The sequence below is a fragment of the Delftia sp. Cs1-4 genome (assembly GCF_000214395.1).
Taxonomy (GTDB): domain Bacteria; phylum Pseudomonadota; class Gammaproteobacteria; order Burkholderiales; family Burkholderiaceae_C; genus Comamonas; species Comamonas acidovorans.
Map to the genome: position 1 here is coordinate 6441674 of NC_015563.1, position 17342 is coordinate 6459015.

General features: G+C 70.1%; 14 protein-coding genes and 1 pseudogene. 6 read left to right on the plus strand and 9 right to left on the minus strand.

The features are described 5' to 3' along the window. Window positions 1-8 precede the first annotated feature (8 nt). Window positions 9-644 (minus strand): TetR/AcrR family transcriptional regulator, encoded by a 636-nt coding sequence (locus DELCS14_RS28310; RefSeq protein ID WP_013804634.1) that lies wholly within the window; start codon window positions 642-644, stop codon window positions 9-11. A gap of 191 nt (window positions 645-835) precedes the next feature. Between DELCS14_RS28310 and DELCS14_RS28315 the strand changes: the two genes are divergently transcribed. Further along, on the plus strand, window positions 836-1519 hold the full coding sequence (locus DELCS14_RS28315) for a response regulator transcription factor (RefSeq protein WP_013804635.1): 684 nt from the start codon (window positions 836-838) through the stop codon (window positions 1517-1519). A gap of 5 nt (window positions 1520-1524) precedes the next feature. Next, window positions 1525-3528 (plus strand): ATP-binding protein, encoded by a 2004-nt coding sequence (locus tag DELCS14_RS28320; protein ID WP_013804636.1) that lies wholly within the window; start codon window positions 1525-1527, stop codon window positions 3526-3528. Here the strand turns inward: DELCS14_RS28320 and DELCS14_RS28325 are convergent. Both DELCS14_RS28325 and mnmA read right to left on the minus strand, forming a co-directional pair. Beyond that, window positions 3497-5056 (minus strand): serine hydrolase, encoded by a 1560-nt coding sequence (locus DELCS14_RS28325; protein WP_013804637.1) that lies wholly within the window; start codon window positions 5054-5056, stop codon window positions 3497-3499. The two genes, DELCS14_RS28320 and DELCS14_RS28325, sit on opposite strands and share 32 nt — an antisense overlap. A gap of 141 nt (window positions 5057-5197) precedes the next feature. Then, a complete protein-coding gene (gene mnmA, locus DELCS14_RS28330) occupies window positions 5198-6316 on the minus strand; it encodes a tRNA 2-thiouridine(34) synthase MnmA (protein ID WP_013804638.1) in 1119 nt (372 codons plus the stop codon). A gap of 102 nt (window positions 6317-6418) precedes the next feature. On the opposite strand from mnmA, the gene DELCS14_RS28335 reads away from it, so the two are divergent. Further along, complete coding sequence (locus DELCS14_RS28335) at window positions 6419-7345, plus strand: LysR substrate-binding domain-containing protein (protein ID WP_013804639.1); 927 nt, start codon at window positions 6419-6421, stop codon at window positions 7343-7345. 2 nt (window positions 7346-7347) lie between these two features. On the opposite strand, the gene DELCS14_RS28340 is transcribed toward DELCS14_RS28335, so the two are convergent. From DELCS14_RS28340 to DELCS14_RS28365, 6 genes and pseudogenes are all read right to left on the minus strand, one after another. Continuing rightward, window positions 7348-8130 (minus strand): enoyl-CoA hydratase, encoded by a 783-nt coding sequence (locus DELCS14_RS28340; protein WP_013804640.1) that lies wholly within the window; start codon window positions 8128-8130, stop codon window positions 7348-7350. Window positions 8131-8141: 11 nt separating this feature from the next. Next, complete coding sequence (locus DELCS14_RS28345; protein ID WP_013804641.1) at window positions 8142-9146, minus strand: tripartite tricarboxylate transporter substrate binding protein; 1005 nt, start codon at window positions 9144-9146, stop codon at window positions 8142-8144. Between the two features lie 36 nt (window positions 9147-9182). Further along, complete coding sequence (locus DELCS14_RS28350) at window positions 9183-10349, minus strand: CoA transferase (RefSeq protein WP_013804642.1); 1167 nt, start codon at window positions 10347-10349, stop codon at window positions 9183-9185. 48 nt (window positions 10350-10397) lie between these two features. Continuing rightward, window positions 10398-11183 (minus strand): citryl-CoA lyase, encoded by a 786-nt coding sequence (locus tag DELCS14_RS28355; protein WP_013804643.1) that lies wholly within the window; start codon window positions 11181-11183, stop codon window positions 10398-10400. Between the two features lie 31 nt (window positions 11184-11214). Continuing rightward, entirely contained in the window at window positions 11215-12714 is a 1500-nt protein-coding gene (locus DELCS14_RS28360; RefSeq protein WP_013804644.1) for an AMP-binding protein, read from the minus strand. A 56-nt stretch (window positions 12715-12770) separates the two neighbouring features. Then, window positions 12771-13806: pseudogene (locus DELCS14_RS28365) on the minus strand (tripartite tricarboxylate transporter substrate binding protein). Window positions 13807-13959: 153 nt separating this feature from the next. Between DELCS14_RS28365 and DELCS14_RS28370 the strand changes: the two are divergent. The 3 genes from DELCS14_RS28370 (at window position 13960) to tcuA (ending at window position 17341) form a co-directional block, all read left to right on the plus strand. Continuing rightward, the gene (locus tag DELCS14_RS28370) at window positions 13960-14766 is read left to right on the plus strand and encodes an IclR family transcriptional regulator C-terminal domain-containing protein (RefSeq protein WP_013804645.1); all 807 of its coding nucleotides are present in this window, start codon (window positions 13960-13962) and stop codon (window positions 14764-14766) included. A 100-nt stretch (window positions 14767-14866) separates the two neighbouring features. After that, window positions 14867-15829: a LysR substrate-binding domain-containing protein gene (locus DELCS14_RS28375; protein WP_012202727.1), complete on the plus strand. Its 963-nt coding sequence runs from the start codon at window positions 14867-14869 to the stop codon at window positions 15827-15829. Window positions 15830-15916: 87 nt separating this feature from the next. Further along, a complete protein-coding gene (gene tcuA / locus DELCS14_RS28380; protein ID WP_013804646.1) occupies window positions 15917-17341 on the plus strand; it encodes an FAD-dependent tricarballylate dehydrogenase TcuA in 1425 nt (474 codons plus the stop codon). Window position 17342 lies beyond the last annotated feature (1 nt).

The following is a 17342-nucleotide window of genomic DNA, read 5'->3' on the forward strand; positions in this document are numbered from 1 at the left end:
GGCCGAGCCTAGGCCTGGCGGGCCTTGCGCGGCTTCTTGGCGTCCGGCACGCTGACCGCGCGCACGCCGCCGAAGAACAGCTGGGACACCATGGTGCCAATGGCGTCATGGTCCAGCGTGCCGCCCGGCTTGAGCCAGGTGAAGGTCCAGTTGATCATGCCGAACAGCAGCATGGCCAGGGGCTTGCCCAGGGCGCTGTCGGCGGGCTCGCCGCGCACCTGGGCAATGGTCTGCGCAAAGGCGGCGACCACGCGGCGCTCCACGTCCAGGATGCGCTGCTGGTCTTGCTCGCGCAGGAAGCGCACGTCCTCGGTCAGCACGCGGTGGGCATTCTGGGCCTGGGCGTACTCCTGGCCGAAGCCGCGGATCAGCGCATGCAGGCGCTGCTCGGGATCGGCATGGGCCTGCAGGGTGTCGTTGACCAGGGCTTCGAGACGCAGCACATGCTCTTCGGCAATGCGCACGGCCAGGTCGTGCTTGTCGATTACATAGTGGTAGAGCGTGGCCTTGGAGACGCCGCAGGCCGCAGCCACCTCGTTCATGGAGGTGCCCGCATAGCCGCGCTGCGCGAACAGCTGGGCGGCGTGGGAGAGGATCATTTCACGCTGGCCATCGTAGCCAGCAGGGTCACGTACGCGTGCCATGCGGCGGCGTCCTTTCGGTAGGTGTCGTTGCCAGGGTCCGCCCGTGCGGCCCGGGCCGGAATTATGGACGGCGCAGCGGCGCGCACCCCCGCGATTACCAGTTTTCAGGGATATGCAAAGATGCGGGCTTCGCCCACAGTCGGGCGGCCATCCTGCCCCTTTTTACGCCCGCCGCTGCGCACGCCTTTTCCATGCCCGCCCACCTGCTTGTCCCAGAGTCCACGCTTCCGGCCCCGGTGCTGGTGGTGGAGGACGAGCCGCTGATCCGCCAGCGGCTGCAGTCCGTGCTGGGCCAGCTGGGCTACACGCCCGATGCCCTGCTGTTCGCCGGCTCCCTGGCCCAGGCCCGCGCCTGCCTGGCCGAGCCCGTGGCCCTGGCCCTGGTGGACCTGGGCCTGCCCGACGGCAGCGGCATCGACCTGATCGCCGAGATGCGCAGCGCAGACCCGGCCGTGGGCATCCTGGTGATCTCGGCCTGGAGCACGGAGGACGCCATCCTCGCGGCACTGCGCGCAGGCGCCACCGGCTATGTGCTCAAGGAACGCGACGACCTGGAAGTGTCGCTGTCCATCCGCAGCGTGCTGCGCGGCGGCGCCCCCATCGACCCCTTCATCGCGCGCCGCGTGATCGCCGAGCTGCAGGGCGCGGCACCCGCCACGCCGGAGAGCAGCGGCACCGAGTCCACGCTGAGCGCGCGCGAAAGCCAGATCCTGCGCCTGGTGGCCGATGGCCTGACCAACCGCGAGATCGCCGAGCAGCTGCACCTGTCGCGCTACACGGTGGAATGCCACATCAAGCACATCTACCGCAAGCTGGCCGTGTCCTCGCGCACGCGCGCCGTCAACACGGCACGCGTGCGCGGATTGCTGGGCTGACGGCCATGGGCGGGTGGCGCCGGTGGTTCGGCCCGGTGCGGCGCCTCGCCCTGGGCCAGGCCCTGGGCCTCGCCCTGGGCCTGGCGGTCCTCCTGTGCAGTCCCTGCGCCTTGGCCCAGGCCTGCCTGCCGCAGATCCTGTCCATCCAGTCCGCCAAGGCCGCAGGCCAGGGACCGCCGCCCATGGCCAGCGCGGTACGCGATTGGCACAACGTGACCCTGCCCGACCACTGGCTGGACCGCTGGCCCGGCTACAGCGGCGCCGTCTGGTACCGCATCGACTGGCAGCGCGGCTGCGCTCACCCTCCTGCCGCTTCTGCCACCGCTCCCGCCGCCGCCGATCCCGTGGCGCTGGCCCTGCACTCCATGGTCATGGCCGGCGAGGTCTTCGTGAACGGCGACCTGCTGTGGCGCGACCGGCACCTGGTCGAGCCCCTGTCGCGCAGCTGGAACATGCCGCGCTTTTGGCTGCTGCCCGAATCCGCCCTGCATGCGGGCACCAACAGCGTTTGGATACGCGTGCACGGCCTGGCCGAGCAGACGCCCGGCCTGGGCGAGGTGCGCCTGGGCGAGCCCGAGGCGCTGCGCCAGTGGCACGAGCAGACCTGGTGGAACCAGCGCACGCTGTTTGCCATGAACATCGTGGTCTCGCTGGTGCTGGGCGTGCTGTTCGCCTTTGCCTGGCTGCAGCGGCGCGCCAGCAAGGCCTTTGGCTGGTACGCGCTCAATGCCTTCTGCTGGGCGCTGTTCCTGGCCAATATCCTGGCCACCGAGGCCTGGCCCTTCCCCGACACCCTGGCCGTGGCACGCGGCAATTTGCTGGTCTTTTTGCTGTTCGGCCAGAGCTTTTGCCTGTTCACCTGGCGCTTCGGAAAACTGCACCTGCCCCGGCTGGAAAAGCTGCTGTGGGCGCTGACGCTGGCCGGCATGGCCGCCGCCATCTTCGCGCCCTGGTGGCTGGTGGACGGCGTGCTGCACATCGGCCTGGTGTACTTCGGCATCTGCGTGGCCGTATCGCTGCACTTTCCGCTGCACGCCTGGCGCACGCGCGAGCCAGGCCACCTGGTCTACGCGGCCTGCCTGCTGGTCTTCCTGTGCGCGGGCCTGCACGACATGCTGGCGCTCAAGAAGGTGATCGGCCCCGCCACGCCCTGGATGCCCTATACCGCACCGCTGACCATGCTGGCCCTGTCCATGGTGCTGGGCCGGCAGTTCGTGCTCAGCATGCGCCGCATCGAGCAGTTCAACCAGGAGCTGACCGACAGCGTGGCGCGTGCCTGCGACGAGCTTGGCGGCACGCTGGCGCGCGAGCATGCGCTGGCGCTCAGCCACTCGCGGCTGCAGGAACGGATGCAGCTGGCGCACGACCTGCACGACAGCCTGGGCGGCTCCCTGGTGCGCTCCATCGCCATGGTGGAGCAGGCCGGCACCCCCATGCACAACCGCCAGTTCCTGTCCGTGCTCAAGCTGCTGCGCGACGACCTGCGCCAGATGATCGACAGCGGCACCAGCGTCTCCGTCACCGTGCCGGACACGCCCCAGGCCTGGATCGCGCCGCTGCGCCACCGCTTTGCCAGCCTGTTCGACGCGCTGGACATGCAGTCCGACTGGCAGGTGCCTGCCGCCTGGCCGCAGCCGCCCGGTGCGCTGCAGTGCCTGGCGCTGACGCGCGTGCTGGAGGAAGCACTGGCCAATGTGATCAAGCACAGCCGCGCCCAGTGCGTGCAGGTGCAGCTGCAGTGGCCCGAGCCGCATTGGCTGATGCTGCGCATCACCGACGACGGCGCAGGCTTTGACGTGGCCGCCGTGCAGCAGGCCGGCATGGGCGTGGGCCTGCGCAGCATGCAGGCGCGCCTGCAGCGCCTGGGCGGCCATCTGGACATGGATTCAGAGCCCGGCGCCACCGTGCTGGCCGCCTGGCTGCCCGTGCCCGGCGATCACCTCCCCGACAGCATGGGCAGCACGGCGCACGGCGTCCTCAGCGGGAAAAGCGCCCTATCCCCGCACTGACGCCGGCCGGGGTCAGCACATCGTCGAAATACTCCAGCGTGAGCTGGTTGCCGTCGAACGTGGCCTTGGACAGGCTGCCCGGCGAATCGCCCTCGGGCACGAAGCTGAAGACTTCGCCATCCCAGTGGCTGAGCAGCATGCGCTGCGAACCCAGGCTGACCTGCAGCCCCCCGCCACCCGTCTGCAGGCTGACCTGGGCCGGCCCGTAGAAGCGGTTGGCGTAGCTGCCCACATAGGCGCCCAGCGGCCGGGGCGGGCGCGGGAAAGGGGGCCGGGTCTTGCCTACCAGCTCGCCATGCGGCTGCATGATGGGTGCCAGCCGCTTCGTCCAGATGCTCTCCCAGTCCTGGCGCTGGCGGCCCCATTCGACCTGGTCCAGGAACTGCGAGACCACGATCTCGGGCACGCCGATGGGCATGCCGTTGGTCAGCACCACGATGCCCAGCTTGAGCTCGGGCATGACGGTGAAGCTGGTCGCGCTGCCCGTGCCGAAGGCACCCGAGTGGCTGTAGGTGGTGCGCCCCGCCTCGGACACGCCCACGTTGAAGCCGAAGCCGTAGTAGCGCGCAGGCTCGCCGCTGCCGGCCGGCGACTGCAGCATCTGCGGCGACAGCGCCGTGCGCAGCGCCTGCGCATCGACCACCTGGCGGCCCTCGAAGCGGCCCTCGTCCAGCAGCATGGTCATCCAGCGCGCCATGTCGCGCACCGTGGAGCTGACGCCGCCGGCGGCCGACTGCGCATCGGGCCGGCGCACCGGCCCCGCCTGCCATACGCCGTTGACGCGCAAATGGCCGGCCGCGCGGTTGGCGCGCGCCTCGAAATCGGCAAACAGCGAACTGGTCTGCGTCATGCCCAGCGGGCCGTAGACGGCCTGCTGCGACAGCGCCGCCCAGGACTGGCCCGCGATGGCAGCCACCGCCTCGGCACCCGTGGTCAGGCCGAAGTTGCTGTAGGCGTACTGGGTGCCCACGGGCCGCAGCGGCAGGTAGCGCAGGCGCTCCAGGATCTGGCGCTGGCTGTAGCCCAGCTCCTCCAGCGCATCGCCGGCCTGGGCGGGCAGGCCCGAGCGGTGGGCATACATGTCGCCCACGGTGATGCGCTGGGCGGCATCTGCGTCCTCCAGCGTCCACCAGGGCAGGCCCTGCTGCACGCGCGTGTCCCAGGACACGCGGCGCTGGCCCACCTGCTGCGCCACCACGGTGGCGCCCACGGACTTGGAGACGGAGGCGAGCTGGAACACCGTGTCCGCATCCACGGCCAGCGACGAGCCCAGACGGCGCACGCCCATGCCCTGGGCATAGACCAGGCGCCCTTCATGCACCACCGCCACGGCCACGCCGGGCACGCCCGTGCGCCGCATCTGCGCGCGCACCTGGCCGTCGAGTTGATCGAGCGCACGCTTGACGCGGTCCGTCACGGGCGGATCGATGGGATCGCCCCAGGACACCTCGCCGTTGCATCCGGCCGTGGCCACGGCGCCCAGGGCCGCTCCCAGAAAATGCCGGCGCGCAAGAATCGATGAAGCCATGGGGTCTCCTGTGGTGCTGTCGTGAAGAACAAAAGGAAAAAGAAAAAGGGGCGGTTGTGCCGCCCCCCGTGACGATAGCAAAACGCGCCGGGCCGAATCCTGCCCGGCGTCAATCCGCATCAGTGCCGCGTCAGTGCTGCATCAGTGCGGATCCACTGCCGCGATGATGCCGCCGCCCAGGCACACGTCGCCGTCGTAGAGCACGGCCGACTGGCCGGGCGTGACGGCCCATTGCGGCTCGGGAAAATCCAGCCGGAAGCCCTCGGGCGTGGCGCCCGAGATCAGGGCCGGCGAGTCGGGCTGGCGGTAGCGCGTCTTGGAGCCGTAGGCCTTGCCCTCGGCGGGCGCGTGGCCGGCCACCCAGCTGACCTGGTCGGCCAGCAGCGACTGCGACAGCAGCCAGGGATGGTCATGGCCCTGCACCACGCGCAGCGTGTTGGTATCCAGCTCCTTGCGCGCCACGAACCAGGGCTCATGGTCGCCGCCGCCGCGCGGCGCGCCCTTTTCCTTGACGCCGCCGATGCCCAGGCCCGAGCGCTGGCCCAGCGTGTAGAACGACAGGCCCACATGCTTGCCCAGCTTGCGGTTGCGGTCGTCGAGGATGTTGCCGGGCTCCTTGCTGATGTAGCGGTTCAGGAAGTCGCGGAACGGCCGCTCTCCGATGAAGCAGATGCCCGTGGAGTCCTTCTTCTTCGCGTTGGGCAGGCCGATCTCCTCGGCAATGCGGCGCACCTCGGTCTTCTTCAGCTCGCCCACGGGGAACATGGACTTGGACAGCTGGGCCTGGTTGAGGCGGTGCAGGAAGTAGCTCTGGTCCTTGGCCGGGTCCAGCCCCTTGAGCAGCTCGAACAGCTGCGTGCCGGGGTTCTGACGCACGCGGGCGTAGTGGCCCGTGGCGATCTTCTCGGCGCCCAGGCGCATGGCGTGGTCCAGGAAGGCCTTGAACTTGATCTCGGCATTGCACAGCACGTCGGGGTTGGGCGTGCGGCCGGCCTGGTACTCGCGCAGGAACTCGGCGAAGACGCGGTCCTTGTACTCGGAGGCGAAGTTCACATGCTCGATCTCGATGCCGACCACGTCGGCCACGGCGGCGGCATCGACGAAATCGACATTGGACGAGCAGTATTCGCTGTCGTCGTCATCTTCCCAGTTCTTCATGAAGATGCCGACCACTTCATGGCCCTGTTGCTTGAGGAGATGGGCCGTGACAGCGGAGTCCACACCGCCCGACAGGCCCACCACGACGCGGTGTTTAGTCATGGCAGCGATTATCCCAGCGCCCTTCAAAGGCTGCGCGCCACGGGCTTTGCAGCCCTGCGCCAGCAGGAATAATGGCCCTCTTGCCCCCTAGGAAACGCCCGCATGCGCTACGACCTGACCGATCTCAAGCTGTTCATGGCCATCGCCCAGGCCGGCAATCTCTCGCGTGCCAGCCAGGCGCGGCACCTGACGCCCTCGGCCGCCAGCCAGCGCCTGCGCAATCTGGAGCAGGCCCTGGGCTGCCAGCTGTTCACGCGCGAGCACAAGGGCATGCGGCTGACCGAGGAAGGCCACGCCATGCTCGAGCATGCGCGCGGCGTGTTCGCCGCCATCGACGGCATGGAGGCCGAGGCCGCCCTGCTGGGCAGCAGCCTGCAGGGCAAGGCAACGCTGGCGGCCAACAGCTCCTCGCTGCACGGCTTCATCGGCCCGCACATCGGCGAGTTCCTGACCGCATTTCCCGAGGTGAACCTGACCCTGGTGGAGCAGACCAGCGAGACGATTGCCGCCAGCGTGGCCGAGGGCGAGGCCGACCTGGGCATCTACGCGGGCGAGCCCATGGCGGGCGCCGTGGCCTGCGAGACCTTTGCGCTGGACCGCCTGGTGGTGATCGCCCCGCCCGGCCATCCGCTGGTGCCCCAGCCGGGCGAGAGGCAAGACGACGGCGAAGGCCCTTCCTGCCGGTTCTTCGACACCCTGTCCCATGCCTTCGTGGGCATGGCGCTGACCAGCAGCAACTACGCCTTTCTGCGCGAGCTGGCCAAGCGCCATGGCCGGCCGCTGCGCTGCCGCATCCATGTGGACGATTTCACCTCCATCGTGCGGCTGGTCTCGCAGGGCGTGGGCCTGGCCATCATTCCGCACAGCATCTACCGCAGGCTCGGCACCGCGCATGCGGTGGCCTGCCTGCCGCTGGAGGAAACCTGGGCACGGCGCCCGCTGCAGCTGGTGCGCTCCAGCGAACGGCCGCTAACGCCCACCGCGCAGCGGCTGCGCAGCTTTCTGAAAGGGCTGGCCGACAAGGCCTAGGTTCAGGGCTGGGGCTGGGCTTGGGCCTTGGCCTGCTTGCGCTCCAGGAAGGCATTCATGTGGTGCTGCGGCTCGCCCGTGTTGAAGGCCGCGCCGAACTCGGCCACGCTGTCGGTGATGGCCGAGTCCACGCCCATGCCCTCCCAGCGGCGCAGCAGGCGCTTTTGCTGGCGCAGCGCCTCGATGCCGATCCCGCCCAGCCCCTCGGCAATCTGCGCGATGCGCGCATCGAGCTGGTCGCCGGGCACGCATTCGTTGAGCAGGCCCCAGCGCTCGGCCTGCAGGGCACCGATGTTCTCGCCCGTGAGCAGCAGCCAGCTGGCGCGCGTGCCGCCGATCTGCGCGGGCATCATGGCCGCGTGGATCACCGAGGGAATGCCGACCTTGACCTCGGGCATGCCCACCACGGCATCATCGGCCGCGATGCGCAGGTCGGCCGCCATGGCCAGCTCCAGCCCGCCGCCCAGCGTGTGGCCCTGCAGCCGGGCGATCACGGGCACGGGAAAATGCCGCACCGCGTTGCACAGGTCGCGCAGCCCGCTGATGAAGGCGCGTGCCGAGGCGGCGTTGAGCGACGCCATCTCGCGGATGTCGGCCCCCGCCACGAAGGCGCGCGTGCCCGATCCGCGCAGCACCAGGCAGTGCAGATCGGGGCGCTCGGCCAGCTCGGCCAATTGCGCGGTCAGCGCGCGGATCACGGGCGTGCCCAGGATGTTCAGCGGCCCGCCGCCGGTGATGGTGAGCACGGCGGTCTGCGGGGTGGGAAAGGTCACTTGTGCATGCACGGCAGATCTCCTCAAAGTTTCTCGAATCCGATGTCGCGGATCAGCTGGGACCAGGCGCGGTTGGAGCGCTCCACCGTCTGCCTGAACTGCGCAGGCTCCTGGAAGTCCACGACGGCGCCCTGCTGCTCGATGGTCTTGATCAGCTCGGGCTTTTGCAAGGTCTTGCGCATGGCTTCGCTGAGCCTGGCAAGAATGGCGGGATCGAGCCTGGCAGGCGCGCCCAGGCCATACCAGGACATGTCGTTCATGGGCTTGAGACCGGCCTCGGCATAGGTGGGCACGCCCGGCAGGGCCGGAAGGCGCACGGGGCTGGACACGGCCAGCGCACGCAGCTGGCCGCCCGCGATGAGCGCACCGGAAGACGGCATGTTGTCGAACACCACATCGAGCTGCCCCGCCATCAGGTCGTTGAGCGCCGGCCCCAGGCCCTTGTAGGGCACATGGGTGAGGGTGGTGCCCGTGGTGCTGCCGAACAGCGCACCGCTCAGGTGGCTGAGCCCGCCATTGCCCGAGGAGCCGTAGTTGAGCCGGCCCGGCGCGGCGCGCGCCGCGTCGCTGACGTCCCTGGCGCTCTTGTAGGCCGAGCCTGCGCTGACCACCATCACGCCCGGCACGTTGGCGATGTTGGTGATGGGGGTGAAGTCCTTCACCGGGTCATACGCAGGCTTGGCGTAGACGTTGGGGTTCACGGCATGCGAGCTCTCCACCATCATCACCAGGGTGTACCCGTCGGCCGGCTGCTTGGCCGCATAGGCCGAGCCCGTGCTGCCGCCCGCGCCGGGGCGGTTTTCCACCACCACGGGCTGGCCCAGCGTCTCGCCCAGGTAGCGGGCCGCCACGCGCGCGATCACATCGGTGGCGCCGCCCACCGCATAGGGCACGACCAGGCGTACGGGCCGCTCGGGATAGCTTCCTGCCCCCGCCGCCCCGGCCGCCCCCGCTGCATATGCCAGCGGCATCCCCGCCAGCGCGGCGGCTGCCACGGCGGCCTTCAGTGCTTTCATGCGTTTCGTCATCCTTGTCTCCTTCTTGGCTTGTCGATGTCTAGGGATTCAGAAGTCCTGCGGCGCCGCACCGAGCACGGGCGGCGGCGGCACCTGGGCGCCGCCGCCGGCCGGCACCATGGGGTTGCGCACCAGCTTCAGCGTGCCCAGCTGCGGGTGCTCCACCGTCTGCAGCATCTGGCGGTGCCGTACCTGCGGATGGGCGAAGACCTGCTCCATGGTGTTGATGCAGCCCCAGGGCACCTGGGCGGTGTCCAGCGCATCGGTCAGGGCCTGCAGCGGCCAGCGGCCCAGCGCCGCGCGCAGCAGCGGGCGCAGTTGCGCCATGCCGGTCAGGCGCGCGGCATTGGTGGCAAAGCGCGCGTCCAGGTGCCAGTCCGTGCCCAGCACGGAGCACAGGGCGGCGAACTGCCCGTCATTGCCGATGGCCAGGATGAAATGCCCGTCTTCGCAGGCAAACACCTCGTAGGGCGCGCAATTGGGATGGGCGTTGCCCGTGCGGCGCGGGTTCTCGCCGCTGACCAGGTAGTTGGCCGCCTGGTTGGCATTCATGGCCACGGCCACGTCCAGCAGCGCCAGGTCGATGTGCTGGCCGCGCCCCGTGCGCTGGCGCTGCACCACGGCCGCCAGCACGGCGCTGGTGGCATACATGCCCGTCATCAGGTCCACCACGGCCACGCCCGTGCGCAGCGGGCCCGCGCCCTCCTCGCCATCGGCCACGCCCGTGTAGCCCATGAGGCCGCCCAGGCCCTGGAACACATAGTCGTAGCCGGGCTTGTGCGCAAACGGGCCGCTCTGACCAAAGCCCGTGATCGACAGGTAGATCAGCCCGGGGTTGATGGCGGCCAGCGCCGCGTAGTCCAGCCCGTGGCGCGCCAGCGCGCCGGCCTTGTAGTTTTCCACCAGCACGTCGGCATCGCGGATCTGGCGCAGCAGCCAGGCATGCGAGGCCGGCTCGGTGAAGTCCAGCGCCACCGACTGCTTGCCGCGGTTGCAGGACAGGAAGTAGGCCGACACGGCCTCGCCACCGGGCGCCTGCACGAAGGGCGGGCCCCAGGCGCGCGTGTCGTCGCCCGTGCCGGGACGCTCGATCTTGAGCACCGATGCGCCCAGGTCGGCAAGGTTCTGGGTGCACCAGGGTCCCGCCAGGATGCGGGACAGGTCCACCACGCGCAGGCCGTCGAGGGCGCTGGACAATCCATGGTTGTGTTGCATGGGGGTGATGGTCGCGGCAGGGGGGCTGGCGGTCCATCGGTCATTGCTTCATGCTGCGTTCGCGGAAACTGCATGCCCCGCGTAGGGGATGGCTTCCTCCACCGTTTCCCAGATGAACCGGCCCGACGGGCTTTGCTGCTCCTCCACCACATGCGCCACCAGCCCGGCCGCCCGCGAGATGACGGCAAAGCCGCGCATCACGGCCGTGGGCACGCCGATCTCGCCCAGCAGGGCGGCCACGGCCCCCGTGGCATTGATGGTGATGGGCCGGCCCGCTGCGGCGTCCACGGCGGCAGAGAGGATTTCGAGCGCGCGGATTCTGCTGCCCGCCAGTTCGGGTTCGGCGCGGCCCATGTCCAGCAGCTTGTAGGCGCGCGGGTCCACGGGCTTGTGCAGGTGGTGGCCGAAGCCGGGCACGGGGCTTTTCAACGCCTTGTGGTGCCGGGCGATGGCGCGGGCCTCGGCGTCAGGATCGGCGGCGGCGGCGATGCGGTCGAGCAGCGCGGCGCAGTTCTCCATGGTGCCCACGAAGGAGCTGCCCACGGCCAGCAGGCCGGCCGAGACGGCGCCCTGCAGGTTTTCGGGCGCGCTCATGTAGATGAGGCGCGTGGCGATGGCGCTGGGCGTGAGGCCATGCTCCATGAGCACGATGAGCACCACATCGGCGATGCGCAGGTCCACGGGGCGCGGCGTGCGGCCCAGGATCTGCATCAGCATCACCTCGGTGAAGGTCTTCTTGCCCATCAGGTCCTCGACCAGGTCGGCATCGCGGTAATGCAGGCTGGTGAGGGTGTGGGTGCACAGGCGGGTGACGGGGGGTTGGTGCGTGGCCATGGCCAGGGTCTCCTTGTGATGGTGTGCGGGATCAGCGGGGTGCCAGCGCAAGCTCGCGCACGGCCGTCTTGAGCAGCTTGCCCACGGGCGAGCGCGGCAGGCTGGCGTGAAAGTGGATGCGCTTGGGTGTCTGCACGGGGCCCAGGCGCTGGCGCACGAAGGCGATCAGTTCGGCCTCGTCCGGCCGCTGGTCGGGGCGCAGTTCGGCGCGCAATTGCACGGCGGCCTGCACGGCCTCGCCCCAATGGTCGTCGGGGATGCCGAAGACCACGCACTCGTGCACGGCCGGATGCTGGCCCAGGGCGTTTTCCACATCCACGGGATAGACGTTGAAGCCGCCCGTGATGATCAGGTCCTTCAGGCGGTCCTTGAGGTGCAGGTAGCCCTGCGCATCGATCAGGCCCCGGTCCCCCGTGTGCAGCCAGCCGTTCACCAGGGTCTCTGCCGTCTTGCCGGGCAGGCGCCAGTAGCCGCTCATCAGCAGATCGCCGCGCGCCACGACCTCGCCCACCTCGCCCCGGGGCAGCAGGCGGCCGTCGGGCGCCATGATGGCCAGGTCGCTGAACCAGGTGGTCCGGCCCACGGAGGTCCACAGGCCTTCGTCCTCGAAGTCCTCGGGCCGCATGGCCGTGAGGATCTGCGGCGCCTCGGTCTGGCCATAGGTGGTGGCCAGCACGGGGCCGAAGAAGGCGCGCACCTGGCGGATTTTCTCGGGCGGCATGGCGGCGCCGCCGTAGATGAGGCGGCGCAGGCCGGGGAAGTCCGCACGGCTGGCGCCCGGCAGCGCCATCAGCATGTAGATCAGGGTGGGCGGCATGAAGCACACGGTGCCGCCGCGCAGGGCAAAGGCGCTGCGCACGGCCTCGGCACCCGCACCGTCGAGCAGCACATGGCAGCCGCCCTGCGCCAGGATGGGCAGCAGGTAGGTGGACGTGCCATGCGTGATGGGCGCGGCCATGACGTAGCGGTCATGCTCATCGAACCCCCAGGCCTGGATCTGGTTGGCAATGCCGGCCATCCAGGCGCGGCAGGGCTGCATCACGCCCTTGGGCAGGCCCGTGGTGCCGCCCGTGAACTTGATGGCCTGGATGGCATCGGCGGGCAGGTCGGGTGTCACAGGCAAAGCGCCGGCCTGCGCCTGCTCCAGGGCCGCCGTGCCCTCGCCCAGCACCAGGTGGATGCCCGGCGCCCCTTGCACCAGTGCAGCGCCACCCGCATCGCACAGCACGATGGAGGGCTCGGTGGCATCGATGATGCGGCGCACCTCGGACTGCGTGCTCTTGGGATTGAGCGGCACCCAGACCTTGCCGCTGGCCATCACCGCCAGCAGGGCGGCGACATGGTCTGCGCTGTTGCCCGCGCAGATGCCCACGCGGCTTTGCACGGCGGGCTCCAGCGCCTGCAGGCCGGCCGCCAGCGCGGCCACCTTGCGGGCCAGCGCGTCATAGCGCATGCAGCCGCCCGGTGCGTCGATGGCGATGCGCTGCGGCCAGCGCTCGGCCGCGCGCCAGAAAAAATCAATGGGTTGCATGGGGGTCGTCTCCTTGTGGGGCGGTTGTGTTGAGCTTTTGCCGAACGTGTGTCGAACTACTGGGCGGTGGCGCCCGAGGCCTTGACCACCTCGCGCCAGCGCTTGATCTCCGACGCCGCAAAGCTGCGCATCTGCGCCGGGGTGCCGGGCTCGGGCGTGGCGGCCATCTCGCCCAGGCGCTGGCGCAGCTCGGGTGCGGCCAGGGCGGTATTCAGGGCATGGTTCAGGCGCTCGATCACGGCGGGCGGCGTGCCCGCAGGGGCGGCCAGGCCGAACCACGACTGCACGTCAAAGCCCGCATAGCCCGACTCCGCCAGCGTGGGCACATCGGGCAGCAGCGCCGAGCGCCGAGCGCCGGGCGCTGGTGATGGCGATCGCGCGCAGCTTGCCGGCCTGCACATGGGGCAGGGCCGAGGGCGCGTTGTCGAACATGGAATCCACCTGCCCGCCCAGCAGGTCGGTGATGGCCGGTGCGCTGCCCCGGTAGGGCACGTGCAGCATGCGCAGGCCCGAGAGCTGACGGAACATCTCGCCCGACAGGTGGATCGACGAGCCGCTGCCCGACGAGGCGAAGCTGATGCCCTGCGCACTCTGCCGGGCATGGCGCACATAGTCGGCCACGTTCTGTATGGGCAGGCGCGGGTTGACCACGAGGATGTTGGGAATCTTGGCGATCAGGCCGATAGGCTCGAAGTCCTTGACCGGGTCATAGCCGAGCCGGGGATAGAGCGAGGCATTGATGGTGTTGGCAATGGTGTAGACATACAGCGTGTAGCCGTCCGCAGGCGCCCGCGCCACGGCCTCGGCGCCCACATTGCTGTTGGCGCCCGTGCGGTTGTCCACCACCACGCTCTGGCCCAGCTGCTCGCCCATCCGGGCGGCCACCAGGCGTGCGATCACATCGGTGGCGCCGCCGGCCGCATAGCCCACCACCAGCCGCACGGGCCGGGCCGGCCAGGACGCCGGCTGCGCCAGCACGGGCGCTGGCGCCAACGCCACGGTCGCGGCGGCCATGCCGGCCAGTGCGCAGGTGAAGGAACAGGCCAGCAGGCGCCGGCGCGCCCACGGATTGAAACGGGCAGGGGTGGTCATGTCTTGTCTCCAGGTGATCGTTCTGATGTCTGCTTATGTCTGCTTATGTCCGCTTATGTCTGCCTGTGTGGGCTTTCGACGGCCTGCGGCACACTGCGCGCTGCACGCAGGCCCTTTTCTGCCCTGCCTGCAATCACCGGGAAATTCTTTTCCATGCCTTCGCGCAGCACCAATCCAAACGTCCGGCCAGCGGACATTCCAGTCTCCGCCGACGATGCCGGCAGCCGCACGCTGCGCCGTGGCCTGCAGGTGCTGGACGCCGTGCTGGCCGCAGGCCGCGAGGGCCTGCGCGTCGCTGACCTGTGCCGCGCCACGGGGCTGGAGCGCGCCACGGTGTACCGCCTGCTGTCCACCCTGGTGGACAGCGGCTATGTGGCGCACAGGGGGCGCTTCGGCTATGCGGCCGGCCACCGGCTGGCGGCCACGGCCGCCAGCGCAGGCCAGCCCAACATGGCCGTGCGGCTGCAGCCCGTGCTGGAGCGCGTGAGCGCGGGCTGCGCGGACGCGGCCTTTGCCATCGTGCGCGAAGGCGCGGCATCGCACTGCATCGCCCGCCATGTGGGCACGCATCCGGTGCAGATCCTGGTGATCCAGGTGGGCACGCGCCAGCCGCTGGGCGTGGGAGCGGCGGGCCTGGCCCTGCTGGCCGCCCTGCCCGATGCCGAGGTGCAGGCCGCGATGGCGGCCAACGCGCCCGTGCTGGAGCAGTACGGCGGCATGACGCCCGAGCGCATGGCCCTGCTGGTGAAGGCCACGCGCCAGCGCGGCTGGTCCGTCATCGGCAACCACGCCACGCGTGGCGTGTTGGCCGTGGGCATGGCGGTGCGCAATGCCGAAGGCGAGCCCGTGGCCGCCGTCAGCGTGGCCTCCACGCTGGAGCGCATGCCCGGCGAGCGCCAGAAGCTGATTGCGCGCTCGATAGGCGAGGCCCTGGCGGCCCTGCTGCCGCGCGGCATCTGAGGCCAAGCCCCCGGTGCAGCGGCCCGCCCGGTCTGCACCGAGAATCTGCGCCGACGATCTGCACCGACAATCGCCGCTGCCATCCACAAGCGCCGCCCCCATGGAACTGAGACAACTCCGCTACTTCGTCCGCATCGTCGAACTGGGCTCCATGAGCCGCGCCGCCCTGGACCTGGACATGGTCCAGTCCGCGCTGAGCCAGCAGGTCAGCCGCCTGGAAAGCGAGCTGTCCACCCGGCTGCTGCAGCGCACGCCGCGCGGCGTGGTGCCCACCGAGGCGGGCGTGGCCTTCTTCCGCGAGGCCCAGCTCACGCTGCGCCATGCCGAGCAGGCCGTGCGCAGCGCGCAGCAGGCGCGGCTGTCGGGCTCGGTCAGCGTGGGCCTGGCGCCCACCACCTCGGCCATGCTGGGCCTGCCCATGATGCAGGCCATGCGCGCGCGCTACCCCGATGTGCGCCTGCACATGGTGGAGGGCATGTCCGGCCACCTGACCGACATGCTCAATGCGCGCGCGCTGGACATGGCCGTGCTGTTCGACGCCCGCCTGCACGGCGGTCAGGCCCGCGCAGGCGGGCGGCGCTGGCAGGTGCACCCGCTGATCGAGGAAGAGCTGTTCCTGATCCGCGCGCGTGGCCACCACCCCGAGCCGCTGCCGCCGCAGATGGCGCTGGCCGACCTGGCCGGCGAATCGCTGATCCTGCCCACGGGCCTGCACGGCCTGCGCAGCACGCTGGACACGGCCTTCTCGCAGGCGCGCTTCACGCCGCATCTGGTGCTGGAGGTGGACTCGCTGTCCATGGTCATGGCGGCCGTGGATGCAGGCCTGGGCAGCACGGTGCAGCCCTGGGCCTCCATGGGCCGCTATGCCGATGCCGCGCAGCGCTTCGAGTGGTCGCGTATCACGGACAAAGATGCCCTGCGCACCAACTTGCTGTGCAGCCTGTCCGAGGATGAGCTGTCGCCCGCCGCCCTGGCCGCGCGCGTGGTGCTGATCGACTGCGTGCGCCAGCTGCTGCGCGGCGGCGCCTGGGCTGGCACGGCCCTCATCCATCACGAAGACTGATACCCCCATGCCGGCGGGCCCCTGCCCGCCGCGCGGCGTTCTCCCTACATTCGCAATCCCCACGATGGCGAATGCAAGGAGAACTCCATGGACCCCGATGTCCTGGTCATAGGCGGCGGCAATGCCGCCCTGTGCGCGGCCCTGATGGCGCGCGAGGCAGGCCGCAGCGTGCTGCTGCTGGAGGCGGCGCCGCGCGACTGGCGCGGCGGCAATTCCGGCCACACGCGCAACCTGCGCTGCATGCACGACGCGCCCCAGGACGTGCTGGTCGAGGCCTACCCTGAGGAGGAGTTCTGGCAGGACCTGCTCAAGGTCACGGGCGGCATCACCAACGAGCACCTGGCGCGCATGGTGATCCGAGCCTCCTCCACCTGCCGCGACTGGATGCGCCGCCACGGCGTGCACTTTCAGCCGCCGCTGTCGGGCGCCCTGCATGTAGCGCGCACCAATGCCTTCTTCATGGGCGGCGGCAAGGCCCTGGTCAATGCCTACTACCGCAGCGCCGAACGGCTGGGTGTGCAGGTGCGCTACGCGTCGCCCGTGGACCGGCTGGAGATCGAGGACGGCGAGTTCAAGGCCGCCTGGGTGGGCGAGCAGCGCATCACCGCAAAGACCTGCGTGCTGGCGGCGGGCGGCTTCGAGTCCAACCGCGAGTGGCTGCGTGAGGCCTGGGGGCAGAACGCGCGCGGCGAGTGGCCGTCCGACAACTTCCTGATCCGCGGCACGGCCTTCAACCGCGGCGTGCTGCTGCGCCACCTGCTCGAAGACCATGGCGCCGACCGCATCGGCGACCCCACCCAGGCCCACATGGTGGCCATCGACGCGCGCGCGCCGCTGTACGACGGCGGCATCTGCACGCGCATCGATTGCGTCTCGCTGGGCGTGGTGGTCAACCGCGAGGCCGAGCGCTTCTACGACGAGGGCGAGGACTTCTGGCCCAAGCGCTATGCCATCTGGGGCCGCCTGGTGGCCCAGCAGCCGGGCCAGACCGCCTGGTCCGTCATCGACGCCAAGGCCATTGGCCGCTTCATGCCGCCGGTCTTCCCGGGCGTGCGCGCCGACTCCCTGCCCGAGCTGGCACGCAAGCTGGGCCTGGACGAGGAACGCTTCATGCAGACCCTGGATGCCTACAACGGCGCCTGCCGCGTCGGCCACTTCGACCACACGGCGCTGGACGACTGCCACACCGAGGGCCTGGTGCCCGCCAAGACCCACTGGGCCCGCCCCATCGACACGGCGCCCTTCTACGGCTACCAGCTGCGCCCCGGCGTGACCTTCACCTACCTGGGCCTGGAGACCGACGACACGGCGGCCGTGCGCTTTGCCGGCCAGCCCAGCACCAGCCTGTTCGTGGCCGGCGAAATGATGGCCGGCAACGTGTTGGGCAAGGGCTATACGGCCGGCGTGGGCATGTCCATCGGCACGGCCTTCGGCCGCATCGCGGGCCGCAACGCAGCCCTGGCCGCCACGGGCCACCCCGCCGTGCGCGGCGCAGTGACAGAGAAGGCTTGAC

Coding starts and splice junctions, on each gene's coding strand:
- DELCS14_RS28325 (WP_013804637.1), bottom strand. CDS start 5,056: ATGGCTTCATCGATTCTTGCGCGCCGGCATTTTCTGGGAGCGGCCCTG.
- DELCS14_RS28375 (WP_012202727.1), top strand. CDS start 14,867: ATGGAACTGAGACAACTCCGCTACTTCGTCCGCATCGTCGAACTGGGC.
- DELCS14_RS28360 (WP_013804644.1), bottom strand. CDS start 12,714: ATGCAACCCATTGATTTTTTCTGGCGCGCGGCCGAGCGCTGGCCGCAG.
- DELCS14_RS28320 (WP_013804636.1), top strand. CDS start 1,525: ATGGGCGGGTGGCGCCGGTGGTTCGGCCCGGTGCGGCGCCTCGCCCTG.
- DELCS14_RS28335 (WP_013804639.1), top strand. CDS start 6,419: ATGCGCTACGACCTGACCGATCTCAAGCTGTTCATGGCCATCGCCCAG.
- DELCS14_RS28315 (WP_013804635.1), top strand. CDS start 836: ATGCCCGCCCACCTGCTTGTCCCAGAGTCCACGCTTCCGGCCCCGGTG.
- DELCS14_RS28355 (WP_013804643.1), bottom strand. CDS start 11,183: ATGGCCACGCACCAACCCCCCGTCACCCGCCTGTGCACCCACACCCTC.
- DELCS14_RS28350 (WP_013804642.1), bottom strand. CDS start 10,349: ATGCAACACAACCATGGATTGTCCAGCGCCCTCGACGGCCTGCGCGTG.
- tcuA (WP_013804646.1), top strand. CDS start 15,917: ATGGACCCCGATGTCCTGGTCATAGGCGGCGGCAATGCCGCCCTGTGC.
- DELCS14_RS28310 (WP_013804634.1), bottom strand. CDS start 644: ATGGCACGCGTACGTGACCCTGCTGGCTACGATGGCCAGCGTGAAATG.
- mnmA (WP_013804638.1), bottom strand. CDS start 6,316: ATGACTAAACACCGCGTCGTGGTGGGCCTGTCGGGCGGTGTGGACTCC.
- DELCS14_RS28345 (WP_013804641.1), bottom strand. CDS start 9,146: ATGACGAAACGCATGAAAGCACTGAAGGCCGCCGTGGCAGCCGCCGCG.
- DELCS14_RS28370 (WP_013804645.1), top strand. CDS start 13,960: ATGCCTTCGCGCAGCACCAATCCAAACGTCCGGCCAGCGGACATTCCA.